At 29.5% G+C, this 17,494-nt stretch carries 18 protein-coding genes and 1 riboswitch; of the genes, 15 read left to right on the forward strand and 3 right to left on the reverse strand.

Annotation, left to right across the window (positions count from 1 at the left end; translation table 11 throughout):
* Nucleotides 1–76: 76 nt before the first annotated feature.
* Complete coding sequence (locus HMPREF3181_RS06925) at nucleotides 77–964, forward strand: fructose bisphosphate aldolase (RefSeq protein ID WP_068474955.1); 888 nt, start codon at nucleotides 77–79, stop codon at nucleotides 962–964.
* A gap of 50 nt (nucleotides 965–1,014) precedes the next feature.
* Here the strand turns inward: HMPREF3181_RS06925 and HMPREF3181_RS06930 are convergent, their stop codons facing one another.
* Nucleotides 1,015–1,707: a class I SAM-dependent methyltransferase gene (locus tag HMPREF3181_RS06930; protein WP_231723281.1), complete on the reverse strand. Its 693-nt coding sequence runs from the start codon at nucleotides 1,705–1,707 to the stop codon at nucleotides 1,015–1,017.
* Between the two features lie 126 nt (nucleotides 1,708–1,833).
* On the opposite strand from HMPREF3181_RS06930, the gene fsa reads away from it, so the two are divergent.
* From fsa to HMPREF3181_RS06980, 11 genes are all read left to right on the forward strand, one after another.
* Nucleotides 1,834–2,490 (forward strand): fructose-6-phosphate aldolase, encoded by a 657-nt coding sequence (gene fsa / locus HMPREF3181_RS06935; RefSeq protein WP_068474958.1) that lies wholly within the window; start codon nucleotides 1,834–1,836, stop codon nucleotides 2,488–2,490.
* A gap of 10 nt (nucleotides 2,491–2,500) precedes the next feature.
* On the forward strand, nucleotides 2,501–3,481 hold the full coding sequence (glpX, locus tag HMPREF3181_RS06940; RefSeq protein WP_068474960.1) for a class II fructose-bisphosphatase: 981 nt from the start codon (nucleotides 2,501–2,503) through the stop codon (nucleotides 3,479–3,481).
* A gap of 1 nt (nucleotide 3,482) precedes the next feature.
* Nucleotides 3,483–4,796, forward strand: a complete 1,314-nt coding sequence (gene rho / locus HMPREF3181_RS06945) for a transcription termination factor Rho (RefSeq protein WP_068474963.1) — start codon at nucleotides 3,483–3,485, stop codon at nucleotides 4,794–4,796.
* An 89-nt stretch (nucleotides 4,797–4,885) separates the two neighbouring features.
* Nucleotides 4,886–5,443 (forward strand): hypothetical protein, encoded by a 558-nt coding sequence (locus HMPREF3181_RS06950; protein ID WP_068474967.1) that lies wholly within the window; start codon nucleotides 4,886–4,888, stop codon nucleotides 5,441–5,443.
* Nucleotides 5,444–5,447: 4 nt separating this feature from the next.
* Nucleotides 5,448–5,573 carry a hypothetical protein gene (locus tag HMPREF3181_RS08060; protein WP_255353743.1) on the forward strand — a complete coding sequence of 42 codons (126 nt, stop codon included), beginning with the start codon at nucleotides 5,448–5,450 and terminating at the stop codon, nucleotides 5,571–5,573.
* 138 nt (nucleotides 5,574–5,711) lie between these two features.
* Complete coding sequence (locus tag HMPREF3181_RS06955; RefSeq protein ID WP_068474970.1) at nucleotides 5,712–6,191, forward strand: CarD family transcriptional regulator; 480 nt, start codon at nucleotides 5,712–5,714, stop codon at nucleotides 6,189–6,191.
* 9 nt (nucleotides 6,192–6,200) lie between these two features.
* A complete protein-coding gene (locus HMPREF3181_RS06960) occupies nucleotides 6,201–7,271 on the forward strand; it encodes a PIN/TRAM domain-containing protein (RefSeq protein WP_068474973.1) in 1,071 nt (356 codons plus the stop codon).
* Nucleotides 7,272–7,328: 57 nt separating this feature from the next.
* Nucleotides 7,329–7,442: riboswitch (FMN riboswitch) on the forward strand.
* 51 nt (nucleotides 7,443–7,493) lie between these two features.
* Nucleotides 7,494–8,093 carry an ECF transporter S component gene (locus HMPREF3181_RS06965; protein WP_068474977.1) on the forward strand — a complete coding sequence of 200 codons (600 nt, stop codon included), beginning with the start codon at nucleotides 7,494–7,496 and terminating at the stop codon, nucleotides 8,091–8,093.
* Nucleotides 8,094–8,292: 199 nt separating this feature from the next.
* On the forward strand, nucleotides 8,293–9,657 hold the full coding sequence (gene fumC, locus HMPREF3181_RS06970; protein ID WP_068474980.1) for a class II fumarate hydratase: 1,365 nt from the start codon (nucleotides 8,293–8,295) through the stop codon (nucleotides 9,655–9,657).
* A 33-nt stretch (nucleotides 9,658–9,690) separates the two neighbouring features.
* Nucleotides 9,691–11,103, forward strand: a complete 1,413-nt coding sequence (locus tag HMPREF3181_RS06975; protein WP_068474983.1) for an aspartate ammonia-lyase — start codon at nucleotides 9,691–9,693, stop codon at nucleotides 11,101–11,103.
* Between the two features lie 235 nt (nucleotides 11,104–11,338).
* Nucleotides 11,339–11,875, forward strand: coding sequence for an isoprenylcysteine carboxyl methyltransferase family protein (locus tag HMPREF3181_RS06980; protein ID WP_068474985.1), 537 nt, complete (start codon nucleotides 11,339–11,341; stop codon nucleotides 11,873–11,875).
* A gap of 69 nt (nucleotides 11,876–11,944) precedes the next feature.
* Here the strand turns inward: HMPREF3181_RS06980 and HMPREF3181_RS06985 are convergent, their stop codons facing one another.
* Together HMPREF3181_RS06985 and HMPREF3181_RS06990 are read right to left on the reverse strand one after the other, a co-directional pair.
* Nucleotides 11,945–13,681, reverse strand: a complete 1,737-nt coding sequence (locus HMPREF3181_RS06985) for a M3 family oligoendopeptidase (protein WP_068474987.1) — start codon at nucleotides 13,679–13,681, stop codon at nucleotides 11,945–11,947.
* 18 nt (nucleotides 13,682–13,699) lie between these two features.
* A complete protein-coding gene (locus tag HMPREF3181_RS06990) occupies nucleotides 13,700–14,056 on the reverse strand; it encodes a Spx/MgsR family RNA polymerase-binding regulatory protein (protein ID WP_068474990.1) in 357 nt (118 codons plus the stop codon).
* 381 nt (nucleotides 14,057–14,437) lie between these two features.
* On the opposite strand from HMPREF3181_RS06990, the gene HMPREF3181_RS06995 reads away from it, so the two are divergent.
* Genes HMPREF3181_RS06995 through HMPREF3181_RS07005 form a run of 3 tightly spaced genes read left to right on the forward strand, consistent with a single transcriptional unit; the run spans nucleotide 14,438 to nucleotide 16,818 of the window.
* On the forward strand, nucleotides 14,438–14,761 hold the full coding sequence (locus HMPREF3181_RS06995) for a PadR family transcriptional regulator (RefSeq protein WP_068474993.1): 324 nt from the start codon (nucleotides 14,438–14,440) through the stop codon (nucleotides 14,759–14,761).
* Complete coding sequence (locus tag HMPREF3181_RS07000; RefSeq protein ID WP_068474996.1) at nucleotides 14,754–15,737, forward strand: DUF1700 domain-containing protein; 984 nt, start codon at nucleotides 14,754–14,756, stop codon at nucleotides 15,735–15,737. Before HMPREF3181_RS06995 ends, HMPREF3181_RS07000 begins: the two co-directional genes overlap by 8 nt.
* Nucleotides 15,727–16,818, forward strand: a complete 1,092-nt coding sequence (locus tag HMPREF3181_RS07005; RefSeq protein WP_068474999.1) for a hypothetical protein — start codon at nucleotides 15,727–15,729, stop codon at nucleotides 16,816–16,818. The genes HMPREF3181_RS07000 and HMPREF3181_RS07005 overlap by 11 nt, the downstream gene beginning before the upstream one ends.
* The last annotated feature ends 676 nt before the right edge of the window (nucleotides 16,819–17,494 follow it).

A 17,494-nucleotide genomic window follows, 5' to 3' on the forward strand; every position in this document is an offset into this window, starting at 1 on the left:
CTTTGCAAACTTAACTCAAATATGGTAAAATATACATAGAGTAAAAAATACTTAATAATTTTTAAGGAGAGGAAATATGGATTTACAAAAATTTAACAGAATTAAAAATGATGAAGGTTTTATAGCAGCTTTAGACCAAAGTGGTGGAAGTACACCGAAAGCATTAAGATTATATGGTGTAAATGAAGATGCTTATTCAAACGAAGCTGAAATGTTCGATTTAATTCACGAAATGCGTTCAAGAATTGTTACTTCAAAGGCTTTCACTAAAGAACGTATCTTAGGTGCTATTTTATTTGAAATGACAATGGAAAGAAAAGTTAATGGTAAATTCACTCCAGATTATTTATGGAATGAAAAAGGAATAGTTTCATTTTTAAAAGTTGATAAAGGCTTAGCAGAAGAAAAAAATGGCGTTCAACTTATGAAAGAAATTCCAAATTTAAAAGAAATTGTTAAAAAAGGTGTTGAATATGGAGTTTTCGGAACAAAAATGCGTTCAGTAATTAAATGCGCAAACGAAGATGCTATTAAAGAAGTTGTAGCACAACAATTTGACTTTGCAAAACAAATAATTGCAGGGGGACTTGTTCCAATCGTTGAACCTGAAGTTGATATAAATTCTTTAGAAAAAGAAAAATGTGAAGAAATCTTAAAAAGAGAAATCTTAAAAGAACTTGATAAGTTGGAAGAAGGACAAGAAGTAATGTTAAAACTTACATTACCAACAGTTTCTAATTTCTATAAAGAATTAGTTGAACATAAGAGAGTTGTTAGAGTTGTTGCCCTTTCAGGTGGATACACAAGAGAAGAATCAAACGAACTTTTAGCTAAGAATAACGGAGTTATAGCAAGTTTCTCAAGAGCTTTATCAGAAGGTTTAAATGTAAACCAAACACAAGAAGAATTTGATAAAATGCTTGATACATCAATCGAAAGCATATTCCAAGCATCAAGAAAATAATTAAAAAAATAAATTAAAAACAGCTAGTCGTCTAGCTGTTTTTTTATCTACTATTTACTTACTACAAATACAACTGACGGAGAGTTTTCTTCGTCAAATTTATCTTTTTTGAAATTTCCGTAAATTTCGTATTTTAATCCCAATCTTTCTATGAATGAAATTACATCGTCAACTAATAGAGGTACTAAGAGTTGTGTATTTTCAAATGTTTCGTTTTCTGTTGTTAAAACTGTATTAAAACGAATTTTACTATTTTCTCTGTAATAATTTCTTGTGAATTTTACTTTTGTTCCAAGTGTTGGCAATGCGCCAAGGAATAAATCATTTTTCAAAATGAAAGGTTTAAAGTTTACCCAGCTTAAAACTAATTTTCCGTTTTCTTTTAACAAGTCCATAGTTTTTAAGATAAAGCTACAAATTTCGTTTCTATCTTCCAAGTGGGCGATTGTTGTTCCAATGCAATAGCAAACGTCAAATTTTTCTTCAAAATCTAATTCAAGCATATTTTTTTTAAAGACTTTAAGTCCTTTTTTCTTTGCCTCGGTTACCATAGTTTCTTCCAAGTCGATGCAAGTTAAATTTTTTCCTAAATCTTTTAAATTTTTTGCAACAAGTCCTGTCGCACAACCGATGTCTAAATAATCTTTTCCATCTGAAATATTATTTAAAAAATTTATTTGATTTTCATTTTTTGGAAAAATATCTTCATAATATTTGCATATTTCTTTATAAAACTTATTCATAAAAACCTCCATTTTTGAAAATATCATACTATAAAATATATACCCATACTTAACATTTAATAGCATTTTGAATTGTTTTGTGGTAAAATATATTACGAATAGATTAAATTTTTTAGGAGGCAAGTGATGAAATTTTTTATTGACACTGCTAATGTAGATGAGATAAGAGAAATAAGTAAATGGGGAATTCTTGATGGTGTTACAACAAATCCGTCTTTAATTGCAAAAGAGGGAAGGGATTTTGTTGAAGTTATAACTGAAATTACATCAATCGTTGACGGACCTATTTCAGCAGAAGTAATTAGCTTAGAAGCCGAAGGAATGGTAAAAGAGGCTAGAGAACTTGTAAAGATAAATAAAAACATTGTAATAAAAATTCCAATGACTGAAGAGGGTTTAAAGGCTGTTAGCGTTTTGAGTAAAGACGGAATTAAAACAAATGTTACTTTAATCTTCTCAGCGACTCAAGCACTACTTGCAGCAAAGGCTGGAGCTACTTATGTTAGTCCGTTCTTAGGCAGACTTGACGATATAAGTTCAGACGGAATGATTTTAATTGAAGATATTTTTGAAATTTTCAGTAACTATGCAATAGATACTGAAATTATTGCTGCATCTGTTAGAACTCCTATGCATGTTCTTCAAATTGCTAAGAGTGGAGCGGATATTGCAACAGTACCTTATAAAGTATTCAAACAAATGTTAAAACACCCACTTACAGATATTGGGATAGAAAAGTTTTTAAAAGATTGGGAAAGTGTTAATACAGAAAAAAACGTATAAGGAGATAATTATGGATAGAAATTTAAGTTTAAATTTAGTTAGAGTTACAGAAGCGGCAGCAATTCGTTCATCATATTTTTTAGGAAAAGGTGATAAGAATGGCGCTGACGGAGCAGCTGTTGAGGCTATGAGGTCAATGTTCAACGAACTTCCTATCGAAGGAACTGTTGTTATCGGAGAGGGAGAAATGGACGAGGCTCCTATGTTATACATAGGCGAAGTTGTTGGAAATGGACAAGAAGATGTAACAAAGGTTGACATTGCAGTTGACCCTGTTGACGGAACAACTCTTGTAGCAAATGGATTGCCAAATGCAATAGCTGTTGCAGCTTGTGCTCCTAAAGGTTGTTTACTTCATGCACCTGATATGTATATGGATAAAATTGCAGCAGGTCCTTTGGCTGTTGACTGTATTCATATTGATTTGCCAATCGAAATGAATATCAGAAGACTTGCAAGAGCTTTAGGAAAAGAAGTTAGCGAAGTTACAGTTAGTATTTTAAATAGAGAAAGACATCAAGATATTATAGATAGAGTTAGAAAACTTGGTGCAAGAATAAAACTTTTTGAAGCAGGAGATATTGCTCAAGCCATTGCAACTTGTATTGAAAATAGTGGTTGCGATTTAATGGTTGGTATCGGTGGAGCACCTGAAGGAGTTTTAGCTGCAGCTGCTATTAAGGCTTTAGGTGGAGTTTTCCAAGGCAGACTTGTTCCAGCTGATGAAGAAGAGTTCAAAAGATGTGAGGCTATGGGACTTGAAGACCCATTAAAAGTTTTAGAAATGAGCGACTTAGTAAAAGGGGAAGAAGTTTTATTTGCTGCAACAGGGGTAACTGACGGCGAACTTTTAAACGGAGTTAGACATATCGGTAACGATAGAGTTAAGACTTACTCAGTTGTAATGAGAGCTGAAACAGGAACAATTAGAAATATTGAGGCAACTCATAGAATTTCTAAAAAACCTGAATATACAAAGATAAAGAGATAGTATGAATATAGAACTTTTAAAAGGAAAATATCTTGATGAATTAAAGACTATTGCAAAGTCTTATGGGATTGCAAATATTTCAAAATATAAAAAAGATGAGTTAATTGCTGAAATTTTAAAGGCCGATAACGGATTTGAAAGTGAAGATTCAAGAAAAACTGTCGTTAGTGATCCGATTGAAAACGAAAATGATACAAAGACTAATACAAAGTCGGTTTGTGGTTTAATCGACATTACAGCAGACGGCTACGGTTTTTTACGTTCAAATGGCTATGACTCCGGAGAGGAAGACACTTATGTTTCTCCAACTCAGATAAGGAGATTTAGACTTAGAAAAGGCGATAAAATCTTGGGATTAACGAGAGATAGAAAGGAAACGGAAAAATTTTCTCCACTTATCTATATAAATGAAATAAATGATATAAAAATTTCAGATTTAAAAGCTAGGAAAGATTTTGACGATTTAATTCCAATCTATCCAAATGAAAAATATATTTTAGAAAATAAAAAAGATGAAGTTTCAACAAGAATAATTGACCTTTTAGTACCGATTGGAAAAGGACAAAGGGCGTTGATTGTCGCACCTCCAAAAGCAGGAAAGACAAGTTTGTTGCGTTCGATTTTAAAGGGAATAGAAGTCAATTATCCAAAGAGTAAAATTTTTGTGTTACTTGTTGACGAAAGGCCTGAAGAAGTTACAGAGATGCAAAGATTTACAAATGCAGAAGTAATAGCATCAACTTTTGATGAATTACCACAAAATCATATAAGACTTGCAGAATTTGTGCTTGAAAGAGCAAAAAGACTTGTAGAGCTTGGAGAGGACGTTGTAATTTTGGTTGACAGCATAACAAGACTTTCAAGAGCTTACAATGTAAATACACCATCTTCCGGAAAGACACTTACAGGCGGACTTGACCCGTTTGCATTACACAAACCGAAAAGATTTTTTGGCTCTGCCAGAAATGTAGAAAACGGTGGAAGTTTAACCATAATTGCAACAACACTTGTAGATACCGGAAGTAAAATGGACGATATGATTTACGAAGAATTTAAAGGAACGGGAAATATGGAAATTCATTTGAGTAGAAAACTTTCCGAGCTTAGAATTTTCCCTGCAATAGATATTTACAAATCAGGCACAAGAAAAGATAATTTACTTTTAACTGAAGAAGAAATGCAAACGGCAAATCTAATTCGAAGAAAACTTTCAAACACAAACACTAACGAAATTATGGAAAACTTGGTTAAAAATATAAAAAAAACCAAAGACAACAAAGATTTTGTTAAAGTTATACTAAAAAACAATTTTTAAGGAGCGAATGCTCCTTTTTTTTTGAATGTTGACTTTTTTAAGATGAAGTGATATTATAAGCATATAAAAACATATAAGGGGGTGTTATTATGAAGATAAAAAACAAAAAAATATTTTTTGTTTTGATTTTGTTTATACCTCTTATAATTTTTTTATTAAAAGAAAAGCCTGAGGAAAATAGAATTAGAAAACGATATTTTGATTTTGACGCATATAACAATGTAAAACTTAAAGTAGTTAAAGATGGTTGGATTGAAATAAGTAGATATGGAATGAGTATGTGGTATTATAAAACAAATGGAAAATGTAGAGAGGGTTGGCTTTATGATGATGACTATAAAGGCTGCTATTATTTCTACCCTCAAGGAAATGATTCGTTTATGTTTGACCCAAGGTATAATAAATCAAAATGGATTGAAGTGGATAATAAATTGTATTGGTTTAAACTTGGAGGTAGGTTAAAAGAATTAAGTGGTTGGCAAAGATATGGAGATGAATGGATGTATCATATTCCAGGAGATTATGGAGCTTTAGCAGGATGTATTTGTAAGATAGGAAGTAAATATTATATTTTTGATTATAATGGATACATGACTTATGAAGGTAATACAGCTCCGGATTTAAGTAAATTAGGATATTCTAGGTGATTTTATGGATACAGTTATAGTATTTTGTTTATTTTCGATGTTATATCTACTTTCATATAAATTAGATAAAGTTTTAAAAAATCAAAAAGAAATTAAAGAAGAGATTGAGAAGATTAGGTCAAAATTGTAAATTTTATTTTTAAGGAGCGAATGCTCCTTTTGTTTTTGTTAATTTTGAAATTATCCTTTAAATTTTTTGACTTTTGTTGTATAATAGTATTGTAATGAATTGTTGTCTAAATGTGAACGGAAATTTTAGGAGATTATAATGGAGGTTGGCGAAAAAATATTTTATCCTATGCATGGGGCAGGAATGATTAAGGGCATAGAAGAAAAAAAGATAGGAGAGGTTTTTGAAAAATTTTATGTTATAGAACTTCCTTTTGAACAAAATCTACATATTTTTATTAAAGAGAATGATATTGATAAGTTTGAGTTTAGAAAGCTTGTCGATGAGGATACTTTAGATGAAGTGTATGACTATTTGAACAAGAGCGAGTTTCCTATGCCAAAAAATTGGGTAAAAAGGTATAAAGAAAATACAAAGAGAATGAAATCTTTGGATATTTTTGATATAGCTTATGTTTTAAAAGGGCTTGCTATAAGAAATGAAAAGGGTAAACTTTCTTTAAAAGAGTTGTTTATGTTAAATCTTGCAAAGAAAATTTTGGTTTCCGAGTTTGTTATGGTTAGTGGTTTTTCGAAAAATAAAATTAATAAAATCATAGAGTATTCTATGGAGCATTAGGAGGAGAGTATGTTTAAAGTTTTGAGGTACTTGACCTTTGTTTTTGGTGGGCTTTTGGGAATTTTATTAGCCTATGGACTTGGTCAGGTTGTAGAGTTAAGTTTAAGTAAATTTGTTTTAGTTTCAGTTTATTCTGTTTTTGCAATTATTTTTGGTATTATTTTTTATTTATTATTCCCTATGATTCTAAAAAAACTTACTGTTAATTTTGAAGATGTTATGAAGAAATCACAAAAAACTCCAACTTCAGATATTATGATAGCAATAGCCGGACTTATCGTTGGACTTATTATAGCATTTTTGATTTCTTTACCTATTTCAAATTTAAATTTTCCTGTAATTGGAAATTTATTAAGTGCAACTATTAGTATATTTATATATGTAGTATTTGGTTTTATTGGGGTTAAGGTTGCAATAAGTAAAAAGGAAGAAATTTTAAAATTTAAACTTTTTTCAAGGGAAAAATCTGTAAAAAAGGGAACTTCATATCCAAAAATTTTGGATACTTCTGTAATTATTGATGGAAGAATTCATGATATAATAAAAACGGGATTTTTAGAAGGACCTATTATAATTGCTATGTTTATGGTTAAGGAGTTACAATATATTGCAGATTCTGAGGACCCAAACAGAAGACAAAGAGGTAGGCGTGGTCTTGATATTTTAGATAGAATCCAAAAGGAAAAAGATATTGAGGTTAGAATTGTGGATAAAGATTATAAAAACATTAAGGAAGTTGACCATAAACTTTTGAAATTGACAGAGGATTTGCATGGTAAACTTATTACAAATGATTATAATCTAAATAAGGTTGCGTCGTTACAAAAAATTTCAATACTGAATATAAATGAACTTGCACTTGCGATAAAACCGATTGTAATTCAAGGCGAAAAACTAACAGTTGAAGTTATAAATCGTGGTAAAGAGCCGGAACAAGGTTTAGGTTATCTTTCTGACGGAACAATGATTGTAGTAGAGGACGGAAAAGATTATATCGGACAGACTATTGAAACAACGGTAACAAGCATATTGCAAACACCAGCAGGCAAGATGATATTTACAAGAAAGAACTTAAAATAGAGAGAGTTTTTATTCTCTCTTTTTTCTTGACAATATTTATTATTTGTGATATACTCGTTTTGTCTTCAGGGCGAGGGTCGTTTCCTCACCGGCAGTAAAGTCTGCGAGCATTATGCTGAATTGGTGAAATTCCAATACCGACAGTTAAAGTCTGGATGAGAGAAGAATTTTGTACGCCCTAAAGATAGGCGTTTTTTTTATGCTAAAATTTAGGAGGTTATTATGAATAAGAAAAAATTTGGTATTTCAGAAATTACAAAAATTTCAATTCTGGCATCAATAAGTGTACTTTTGATGTTTATTAAAGTTCCATTACCTTTTGCACCTACATTTATGGAAATGGATATAGCAGAGTTACCTGCATTAATTGGAGGCTTTGCTATGGGACCTTTAGCAGGATTTTTGATTGTGTGTATAAAAATTTTGTTAAATATTGTAATTAACGGAACAAAAACTTTTTATGTTGGAGAACTTTCAAACTTGATAGTTTCATCAACTTTCGTTTTAACAACAGCTTTTATTTACAAAAAACATAAAGGCAAAAAATCAGCGTTACTAGGACTTTTAATTGGTAGTATTTCAATGTCTTTAGTTGCAACTTTGAGCAATTATTTTGTTATATTTCCACTTTATGCAAAGCTTTTAAAGATTGATTTAAATGCTTTTGTTGGAATGGTTGCAAAGATAAATCCACTTGTAAAGAGTTATTTTACATTAATGATATTTTCAATTTTACCTTTTAATCTAGTTAAAACATTTGTTACATCAATTGTAACAGCATTGTTGTATAAAAGAATTTCGCCTATTTTAAAAAGAAAATAAATTAAATTGGACTGTGTTTAACTGCATAGTCTTTTTTGTGGTTTAATTTTAATTTAAAATCAAACAAATATGAAACAGTTGTGCATTATAATAAAAAATTGTTATTTTATTAATTACTAAATAAAAATAAGTTTTTTTGAAAATTTTATGTTATAATATGTGTGTATGATTAAAAATAAAATTTGTAGGAGGGTTTTTAATGGGTTATAAGATTTATAAAGACTCTATCGGAGAGATAAAAGTAGATAGCGAAAAATTTTGGGGGGCTACTACGCAAAGAAGTTTTGAAAATTTCAAAATTGGAAATTACAAAATGCCGACAGAGGTTATAAGAGCTATGGCAACTGTTAAATATGCTTGTGCTATGGCAAATTACGAGCTTGGCGACTTGAACAAAGAAAAATTTTCTGCAATAGAAGATGCAGTTAGAGAAATTTTTGCCGGGAATTTAGATGAACATTTTCCTCTTGTTATTTTTCAAACAGGAAGTGGTACTCAAACTAATATGAATTTGAACGAGGTTATTGCAAATTTTGCAAATCAAAAGGTGGGAAAAACTTTAATTCATCCTAATGATGATGTAAATAAATCTCAAAGTTCAAACGATACTTTTCCAACTGCTTTACATATCGCTTGTTTAGATGTTATAGATAGAAAACTTATTCCGTCAATGAAAAATTTGATTTCGGCTTTTAAGGTTTTTGAAGAGGCTAATAGTGATATTATAAAAATTGGTAGAACACATTTACAAGATGCTGTGCCTATAAAAATTTCTCAAGAATTTAGCGGTTATAGACATTCTATTGAAAAATGTTTAGAATATATTGAATTTACAAGAAAAGGTCTTTTAGAAATTTCACTTGGAGCAACTGCCGTTGGTACCGGAATAAATACAAAAGAAAATTTCAAAAACATTGTTGCAAAATATGTTTCTAAAATTACAGGAAAAGAATTCAAACCTGCTGAAAATTTCTTCCATTCACTTACTATGAAAGACGCTGTTGTTGTTTCTCATGGAGCAATTAAAGCGCTTGCAATGGACTTAATCAAGATTGGAAATGATATAAGATTTTTGGCTTGTGGACCTCGTTGCGGTTTTTCTGAAATTGAAATCCCTGCAAATGAACCGGGCAGTTCAATTATGCCGGGTAAGGTAAATCCAACTCAAATAGAGGCTCTTACAATGGTTTGTGCCAGAGTTTTAGGAAATGATACGACTATCAGCTTTAGTGCATCTCAAGGAAATTTTGAGCTTAATGTTTATATGCCGATTATAATTCATAGTTTTGTTGAATCTGTAAATTTACTTGCAGATGCAATGGATTCATTCGTTAAAAACTGTGTAAAGGGTATAAAGGTAAATAAAGAAGTTGTTGACAAGTATTTGAGTGAATCTTTAATGCTTGTAACTTCACTTAATCCATATATTGGATATGACAAAGCCAGTCAATGTGCAAAATATGCTTTTAAGGAAAATATCACTTTGAAAGAGGCAGTTTTACACTTCGGTTATTTAACAGAGTCAGAATTTGATAAAATTGTTGACCCTAAGAAAATGGTTTAAATTTTAAATTTATATAGATAAAAGGAGATAATTATGGAAGCAAAACAAGGATATAGAGTTGAACACGATTGTATTGGGGAATGTTTAATTCCAGAAAATGCTTATTACGGAATTCATACTCAAAGAGCGACAGAAAATTTTAAGATTACAAGAAGAAAAACAAATCCTGAAATGATTAAATCTGTTGCAGAAATTAAAAAAGCTTGTGCTATTACAAACTTTGAGGCAGGAGTTTTAAGTGAAGAAAAGAAAGATGCAATAGTTTATGCTTGTGATGAAATTATTTGGGGAAGATATTTAGATCAATTCATCGTTGACCCGATTCAAGGGGGAGCAGGAACAAGCCACAATATGAATGCAAATGAAGTAATTGCAAATATCGCTATCGAGCATTTAGGTGGAAAACTTGGAGATTACTCAATCATTCACCCAAATGATGATGTAAATATGGGACAATCTACAAATGACGTTTACCCAACAAGTGGTAAAATTGCACTTATCAGACTTTTAGAAGAAACTATCGACAGTTTATATGAATTAGAAAAAGCTTTAGTTTTTAAAGCAAAAGAATTTGACGATGTTATTAAAATGGGAAGAACACAAATGCAAGATGCTATTCCTATTAGACTTGGACAAGAATTTAGAGCATATTCAACAGTTATCTCAAGAAATATTAAATTGTTCAGAACAGCTTGTAGAGTTTTAAGAACTGTAAATATGGGAGCAACTGCAATCGGAACAGGACTTAATGCAGATGTTAGCTATATGGATAAAATCGTAAAAAATCTTGCACAAGTTACAGACTTGGAATTAGTACAAGCAGATGACTTAATTGACGGAACACAAAATATTGACGTTTTCGTTCACGTTTCAGGGCTTGTTAAGAGCTGTGCAATCAGTATGTCAAAAATTGCAAACGACTTAAGACTTATGTCATCTGGTCCAACTTGTGGATTTGCAGAAATCAACTTACCTGCAAGACAAGCAGGTAGCTCAATTATGCCTGGTAAAGTAAACCCGGTAATCCCTGAAGTTGTATCACAAGTAGCTTTCAACTGTGTTGGAAATGACGTTGCAGTTACAATGGCAGCAGAAGCAGGACAACTTGAACTTAACGCATTTGAACCGGTTATTTTCTACAACTTATTTGAATCAGTAGAAACAATCGGAAGAGCAGCAAGTACATTCGTTCACAACTGTATCTTAGGAATTACTGCAAATGCAGAAAGAACTAAAAATATGGTACACAATAGCTACGGAATAGTAACAGCATTCGCACCACATATCGGTTACGAAAAATCTGTTGAAGTTATTCATAAAGCTATTGAACAAAACTTACCTGTAAAAGCAGTTTTAATCTCAGAAAAAATTATGACTGAAGAAGAAATCGACAATATCCTAGACGTATTCTCAATGACAACACCGGGAATTGCAAAAAGAAAATAGATTGAAAAAATAGAGCCAATAGGAGCCTTTGGGGCTCTATTTTTTTTACGAAAAAAAGATATTGAAATTATGGTAAAAAGTTCAATTTTATGTTAAAATAAATATGAGTTTACGATTCTCGTGTAAAAGAATATTTATTTCATCATATTTACCTTTTAAATTTATCAAAGTGGAGATATGTTCAAATATTCTTAATTGCATTGAGTGTTGCATATAACAATTATTTGGGGGTAATATGAGTTATATGATTTATGCTATTGTTGTAGCAGTTTTTATTATTAGATTATTTTTTCTTAAAATTTCAATTAAAAACGAGAAAAAAATAATTAAAGACGGTGGAAGAGAGTATGGAGTAGAAAATTCTAAGAGAATTACTATCTTACATATATTATTTTATTTATTCTGTCTTATTGAGGCGATTATTAGGAAACCAAACTTTGATAAAATCAGTTTGCTTGGCTTGTGTTTAATAGTCTTTTCAATATTTATGCTTTATACGGTTACAAGATTGTTAAAGGATATTTGGACAGTTAAACTTATGATTTTAAATAATCATAAATTTGTTGACCATTGGCTTTTTAGGAATGTAAAGCATCCGAACTATTTTTTAAATATTTTACCTGAATTAACAGGGCTTGCTTTACTTTGTCATGCGTTATATACAGCTATTGTAATTTCTCCTTTTTATATTTTTGTAATGTATATTAGAATTAAAGAGGAAGAAAAATTGTTAAAAGAAATTATAATTCCAAATGGAATAAGAGAAAACTAAAAAAATGTAATATTCAATGCAAACAAAAGGACAGCCTGTGAGCTGTCCTTTTAAAATGCTAGTCGTTTATTATTTACTTGTTAATTCTATAAATTCGTCGATTTGAACTTTTATGCTTTCTAATGATTTTAACCAGAAATCTTTTTTAGTTAAGTCGATATCCATAACTTTTGCAACATCTTCACAAGTGTTGATTGTTGTTGCTCTTAAAAGCTCTTGGTATTTTTCTACAAAGCCGTTTGGATTTTCTCTGTAAATTGCATAAAGTCCTCTTGAGAAAAGTCCACCGAATGAGTATGGATAGTTGTAATATGAGAAACCTGCTGAGTAGTAATGAGGTTTACAAGCCCACATAAATGGGTGGTAAGTTTCTTCGTCAAGTCCGTCGCCATAAGTTTGTTTTTGTGCATTTCTCATAATTTCTTCAAGTTCTTCACTCATCATAAAGTGGTCAAGTTTTCTTTCAAAAACTTCTTTTTCAAATAAAAATCTTGAATAAATATCAACTGTAATTTGCGCACAGTCTGAAATTTGTGATTCCATTAAAGTTATTTTTTCTTTTTCATTTGCCTCTTTAAGTGATGCAGACATAATCAAGTTTTCGTTGAAAATTGAAGCTGTTTCAGCAACTGGCATTGAATAATCCCAATTTAATGGTAAATGATTTTCAACATGAAGTCCATGATAAGCATGACCCAACTCGTGAGCAAGAGTTAAAACAGAAGAAAGGCTTCCATCAAAATTCATCATTACTCTGGATTGTTTTATAAATGGAAGATTGCTACAAAAAGCTCCACCAACTTTTCCTTTTTTAGGGAAGTAGTCAACATAATTGTTGTCAAAAGCTCCTTTAACCATTTTTACCATATCATCTGAAAAAGTTGCAAAATGTTTCAATAAGAATTCTTGAGCTTCTTCAACTGTGAAAGTTCTGTCGCTTTCTCCGATACTTGCAAACAAGTCGTAGAATTTTAATCCGCCTTCATAGCCTAAAAGTTTTGCTTTATGTTTGAAAAATCTTCTAAAATGTGGAAGATAATCTTCAATACTTGACCAAAGAGCCTTTAAAGTTTCTTCTTTTAATCTTGCGTTGTGTAGAGATTCTTCAAGAGCAGATTCAAAACCTCTCATCTTTGAAGTGGTATTTACTTCTTGTTTTATATTGTTAAGTGAAAAGGCGATTGAATCTTTTATGCTGTCATAAAGTTTCAATTCCTTATAAAAAGCCTCTTTTCTAACATTTGCGTCCGGAGAATAAGCCAAGTTTCTAATTTCACTTAAAGTTTTTTCTTCTCCATTAAATTCGATAGACGCCTTTGAAGTTAAAAAGTTAAACATAAATTCCCAAGCATTTGAGCTTGAAAGTTTCATCTTTGCGATAACTTCTTCAATATCCTCAGGTAAGATATGTTTTAAAGCATCTTTTTTAGTTTTAAAGAAATATTCATATTCCTTTAAATAATCGTCTTTTGTAATGTCAACAGTAATTCCACCTAAAAAATTATCCATTTTTGTAAAAGTTTTTGCATAATTTGAAAGCTTTGCGCTTAAATTATTGCTATAATAAGTAGTTTTTTCATCTGTTGTGTTAATTGCTTGATTAAGCTCGATGAATGAAAAAACTCTATAAATTGTAGTATTAACTTCTTCCAAGATTTTTATAACTTTTTTAACACATTCGATATTATCTTCTAAATTTAATTTTTCAAAATCTAAAAGTAAAGTATCTATTTTTTTAAAATCGTTTTGAAATTCATCACTATCGTAGGACGGATAAATTTCAACTAATGAATATTGTTGCTCCATTTTTATCTCCTTTATTGATTATTTTTTTAATAAAATTTGCCATTCGTTTTCCTTGAACCCGATAAGAAAAACTTCATTTTCTTCGTCGATTAAGATAGGTCTTTTGATAAGTGAGCCATCATTAACCAGCATTTCAATAGCATCTTCAACAGAAAGCGAACTGAAATTTTCTTTCAAATTCAAATCTCTGTAAGTTTTACCACTTGTATTAAAAAGTCTTTTTATTCCCATATAGCCTTGAACAAGTTCAAGTTGAGCCTTAGTAGGAGTTTCTTCCTTAAGATTGATTTCTTTAAAATCGATTTCGTGCTCCTTTAAAAATTTCTTAGCTCTTTTACAAGTAGTACAGTTTGGATACTCAAAAAAAAGTTTCATACAATACCTCCAATATAAAATTTATGTATTTAATATTATTAAATTAGAATAACGTTATTTTATAACTCTATATTTATTATATCATAACGTGAGAAAGAAAATCAACAAAAGTTTAAATGTATAAATTTACAAAGAAAAAATTAAAAAAATATTATAAAAGGTATTGTGTTATAAATAGTAGTGTGCTATAATAATCTTAAAGTTGAGTATCAACTTTAAGATTATTTCATCGAAGCCTACTTTATTAAAGTTATAAAAAAGAGGTTTCGATATAATAGGTGCATGAGAAATTACTTATCTTTAGCTAAATATCTAAAGTTAAATAAAGTTAGAGCTAGAAAAAATAATCAACATTTATATAAATCAAAAAGGGAGGTAAAAATGGATACGCAAATTAAAAAGGGTTTGTTAGACCTTTGTGTCTTGAGTTTTTTAAGGGACAAAGATATGTACGGTTATGAAATTGTACAAAACATTTCAAAATCTATCGAAGTAAGCGAAGGAACAATCTATCCAATCCTTAGACGTCTTAGTAAAGAGGGTTTTTTTGAAACTTATATTGTTGAGTCGAATGAAGGACCTGCAAGGAAGTATTACAGAATTACTGTTTCCGGTATAGAGCATTACGAAAAGCAACTGGAGGCTTGGGAAACTTTAAAAATAGGAATGGATAATATTTTGAAAAGAGGTGAAAGTAATGAATAAAATTGAATATTTAGATGTATTAAAGGACTATCTTTTAAAATCTTATTCAGAGGAAGAAAGTTTGGATATTTTAAGAGATTATGAAGAATATTTCTTAAATGGTAAATTAGACGGCAAGACTGAATCTGAAATTATTTTGGAATTAGGCTCTCCTAAAAAAATTGTTCAAGAGCTTAAAATGGAAGATAGAGAATTTGTAAAAAAAGACGGAATATTTTCAGGTCTTAGTAGGAAGTTTGACAACTGGTTTGAAAATGGTCTTTCAAGTCAAAATGGAAGTATGGGAATTTTAGAAAACAAAGCCGATAAGTTTTTTGAAAAATATGGAATATTTGCATTTATGTTTTTTGCAATATTTTCAGTTTTTCAAATTATGTTGGGATTGAGATTTTCTGTTGGCTTAACAATAATGCTTGGAATTTTTACAATTTCAATGTCATTTTTGGTTAGAACAAATAAAGGCTTTGATACAAAACAAGGTCGATTTTTAACAATTATAAATATTTTGTTTATAATGTTCTATTTGTTTCTTGCACTTAAAGGAACGCTTGATATTTTAGAAATAGGATTTTCTTTTTCATTTTGGCTTGCGATAATAAACCTGATTCTGATATCTATATTTTCAAAGGGAATGTTTTTCCTTATGATAATTTCACTTATTTTTGCAATGCTACTTATATTGTTAGGTGGAATTTGGTTTTTCTTTGTTGTAATTACAGTTACAGGTGTTGGCGTTGCAATCTTCTTAACTCCAATAACATTAACAGCACTATCATCACTATCACTTAGCTTTTTGTGGATAATATTCCCGATAATGCTTGCAATAGGACTTTTTATGATGATGTGTATTGTAATTAAATACTATTCAATAGCTATATATAGAATGGTTTTGAATTATAATAACTGGATAAAGACAAAATTTATGTACTCAAGAGTTTATGGAAGTAAAACAAAGGAGGACGAAAATGAAAGGTAAAAATTTTAAGCTAAAAGTATTGGCAATAGCATCAGCTTGTTTAATCGTTGTCGGATTTACCGGCTCATACTATATGTTAGCTGAAATTCAAAGTGGAATTGACAGAGAAGTTATGAAAAATACCACTTATAAAATTAAAGAAATACTAAAAACTGAAAAAGAAATAAAATATATAGACCTTAGTAAATATAGAGGCCATAAAGTTGAAATCAAAAAAAGTGAGGATAACTTTAATCGAATAACCGTTACTTATAAGGATAAATATTTTGATAATGAGGCAAAAATTGACGAAAAAAATGAAAATAAAGTTGATATTATAACAAGACGAATGCCATTTGAAGAAAGAGATAGATTTGATATAGTTAAAAGAGAAGTTGAAAATGCAGTAATCTACAATAGAATTAGTTATTTCTTGGATAGAGAGTATGTTAATGAAGATAAAACTAAAATAGTTTTAGAAGTTAAAAATCCTATTGAACTTATGAGAACTTTTAATTATAGTAAAGATACTGTTGATAAAACTTTGCTTAAAAACGAATTGACTTTTAGTGCATACGATAGACATTTATTTAATACAAGAGAATTTGAAAATTCACTTAATAGATTTGAAGAATTTACAATAAAAGATGTAAATTATGAAAAAATTGAAATTCCAAATACAACAATAAAGAAATTAAATTATATTGCTGATGAAATCGAAAAGTTGACTATTGAAGGAAATAATTCAATTTATAGAGAGGATAACAGAACAAATGTAAATGTAGATGTAAAAAAAGTTAAAGACTTCGTTGAATTGGATTTAAGAACTTTAACAACAGATATTAACATAAACGGAGCAAAAAAAGTTGTTATAGCAGGTAGATCTGAAAGTATTGAATTTGTAGTTAAGTACAAGGATAAAGACGGAGAAAAAACTTTTATAGTAAATAGAAGTGAAAATCGTAATTATAGAAACAAAGATAAAAAAGTTGTTAGAAAAGTTATAAATATTGATAGCGAAAAAATCTTTAGAACATTAATGGATAGCGATTCAATAAAAGGAAATTTACAAAGAGTAACGGACTTAAAAGAAGTTAAATAAATAAGGAAAAGTCATAGAGTAAAATCTATGGCTTTTTTAAATTTATTTAAAAAAGTTTAAAAACACGCCTATAAACTTTATTTGATGCGATAAAACAATATACATAGTAAGTGGAAAGATGTTAGTGCTGGAAAAAAGTAAAACAGAATATATAGATTTTTATAATGAATATAAAGAATAAAAATTAAAGCAAAAAAAGATGATGGCAAAGGCCCTCATCTTTTTTATATAGGAAAGTTAATTACATTCGACAAGGAATAAGTTATTAATAGTTTATTACCAAAACTTTGGGGAGGATTGTAAAAACAAAACTTATGTTGTCAGTATGTAAGTGTGGTAGCGAAGAAAAGGAAAACTTATGGGAGGAGTTTATTATCTTTAAACACTACCACACACCTAATATATACCTTAAATTATATTTTTAAAACATAAAAATACAATTTTTCATAAAAATATTTTTTTAGGGTAATATGTTCTATTTTAAAATAATGTTGTTTGAACTTTAAATAATCATTATCAGAGATAAAATAAAAATTATATCAACAAATGTACAGTAAAATTTTAATAGCATATATCAAAAATATTTTTTATACTTTAAAAAATTATTAAAATGTTTTATAATTAATGTGTATAAAAATATAAGCAATTTTTATATAAATAAAATTAAAGGAGATTT

This window comes from Parvimonas sp. KA00067 (assembly GCF_001553085.1).
Lineage (GTDB): Bacteria > Bacillota > Clostridia > Tissierellales > Peptoniphilaceae > Parvimonas > Parvimonas parva.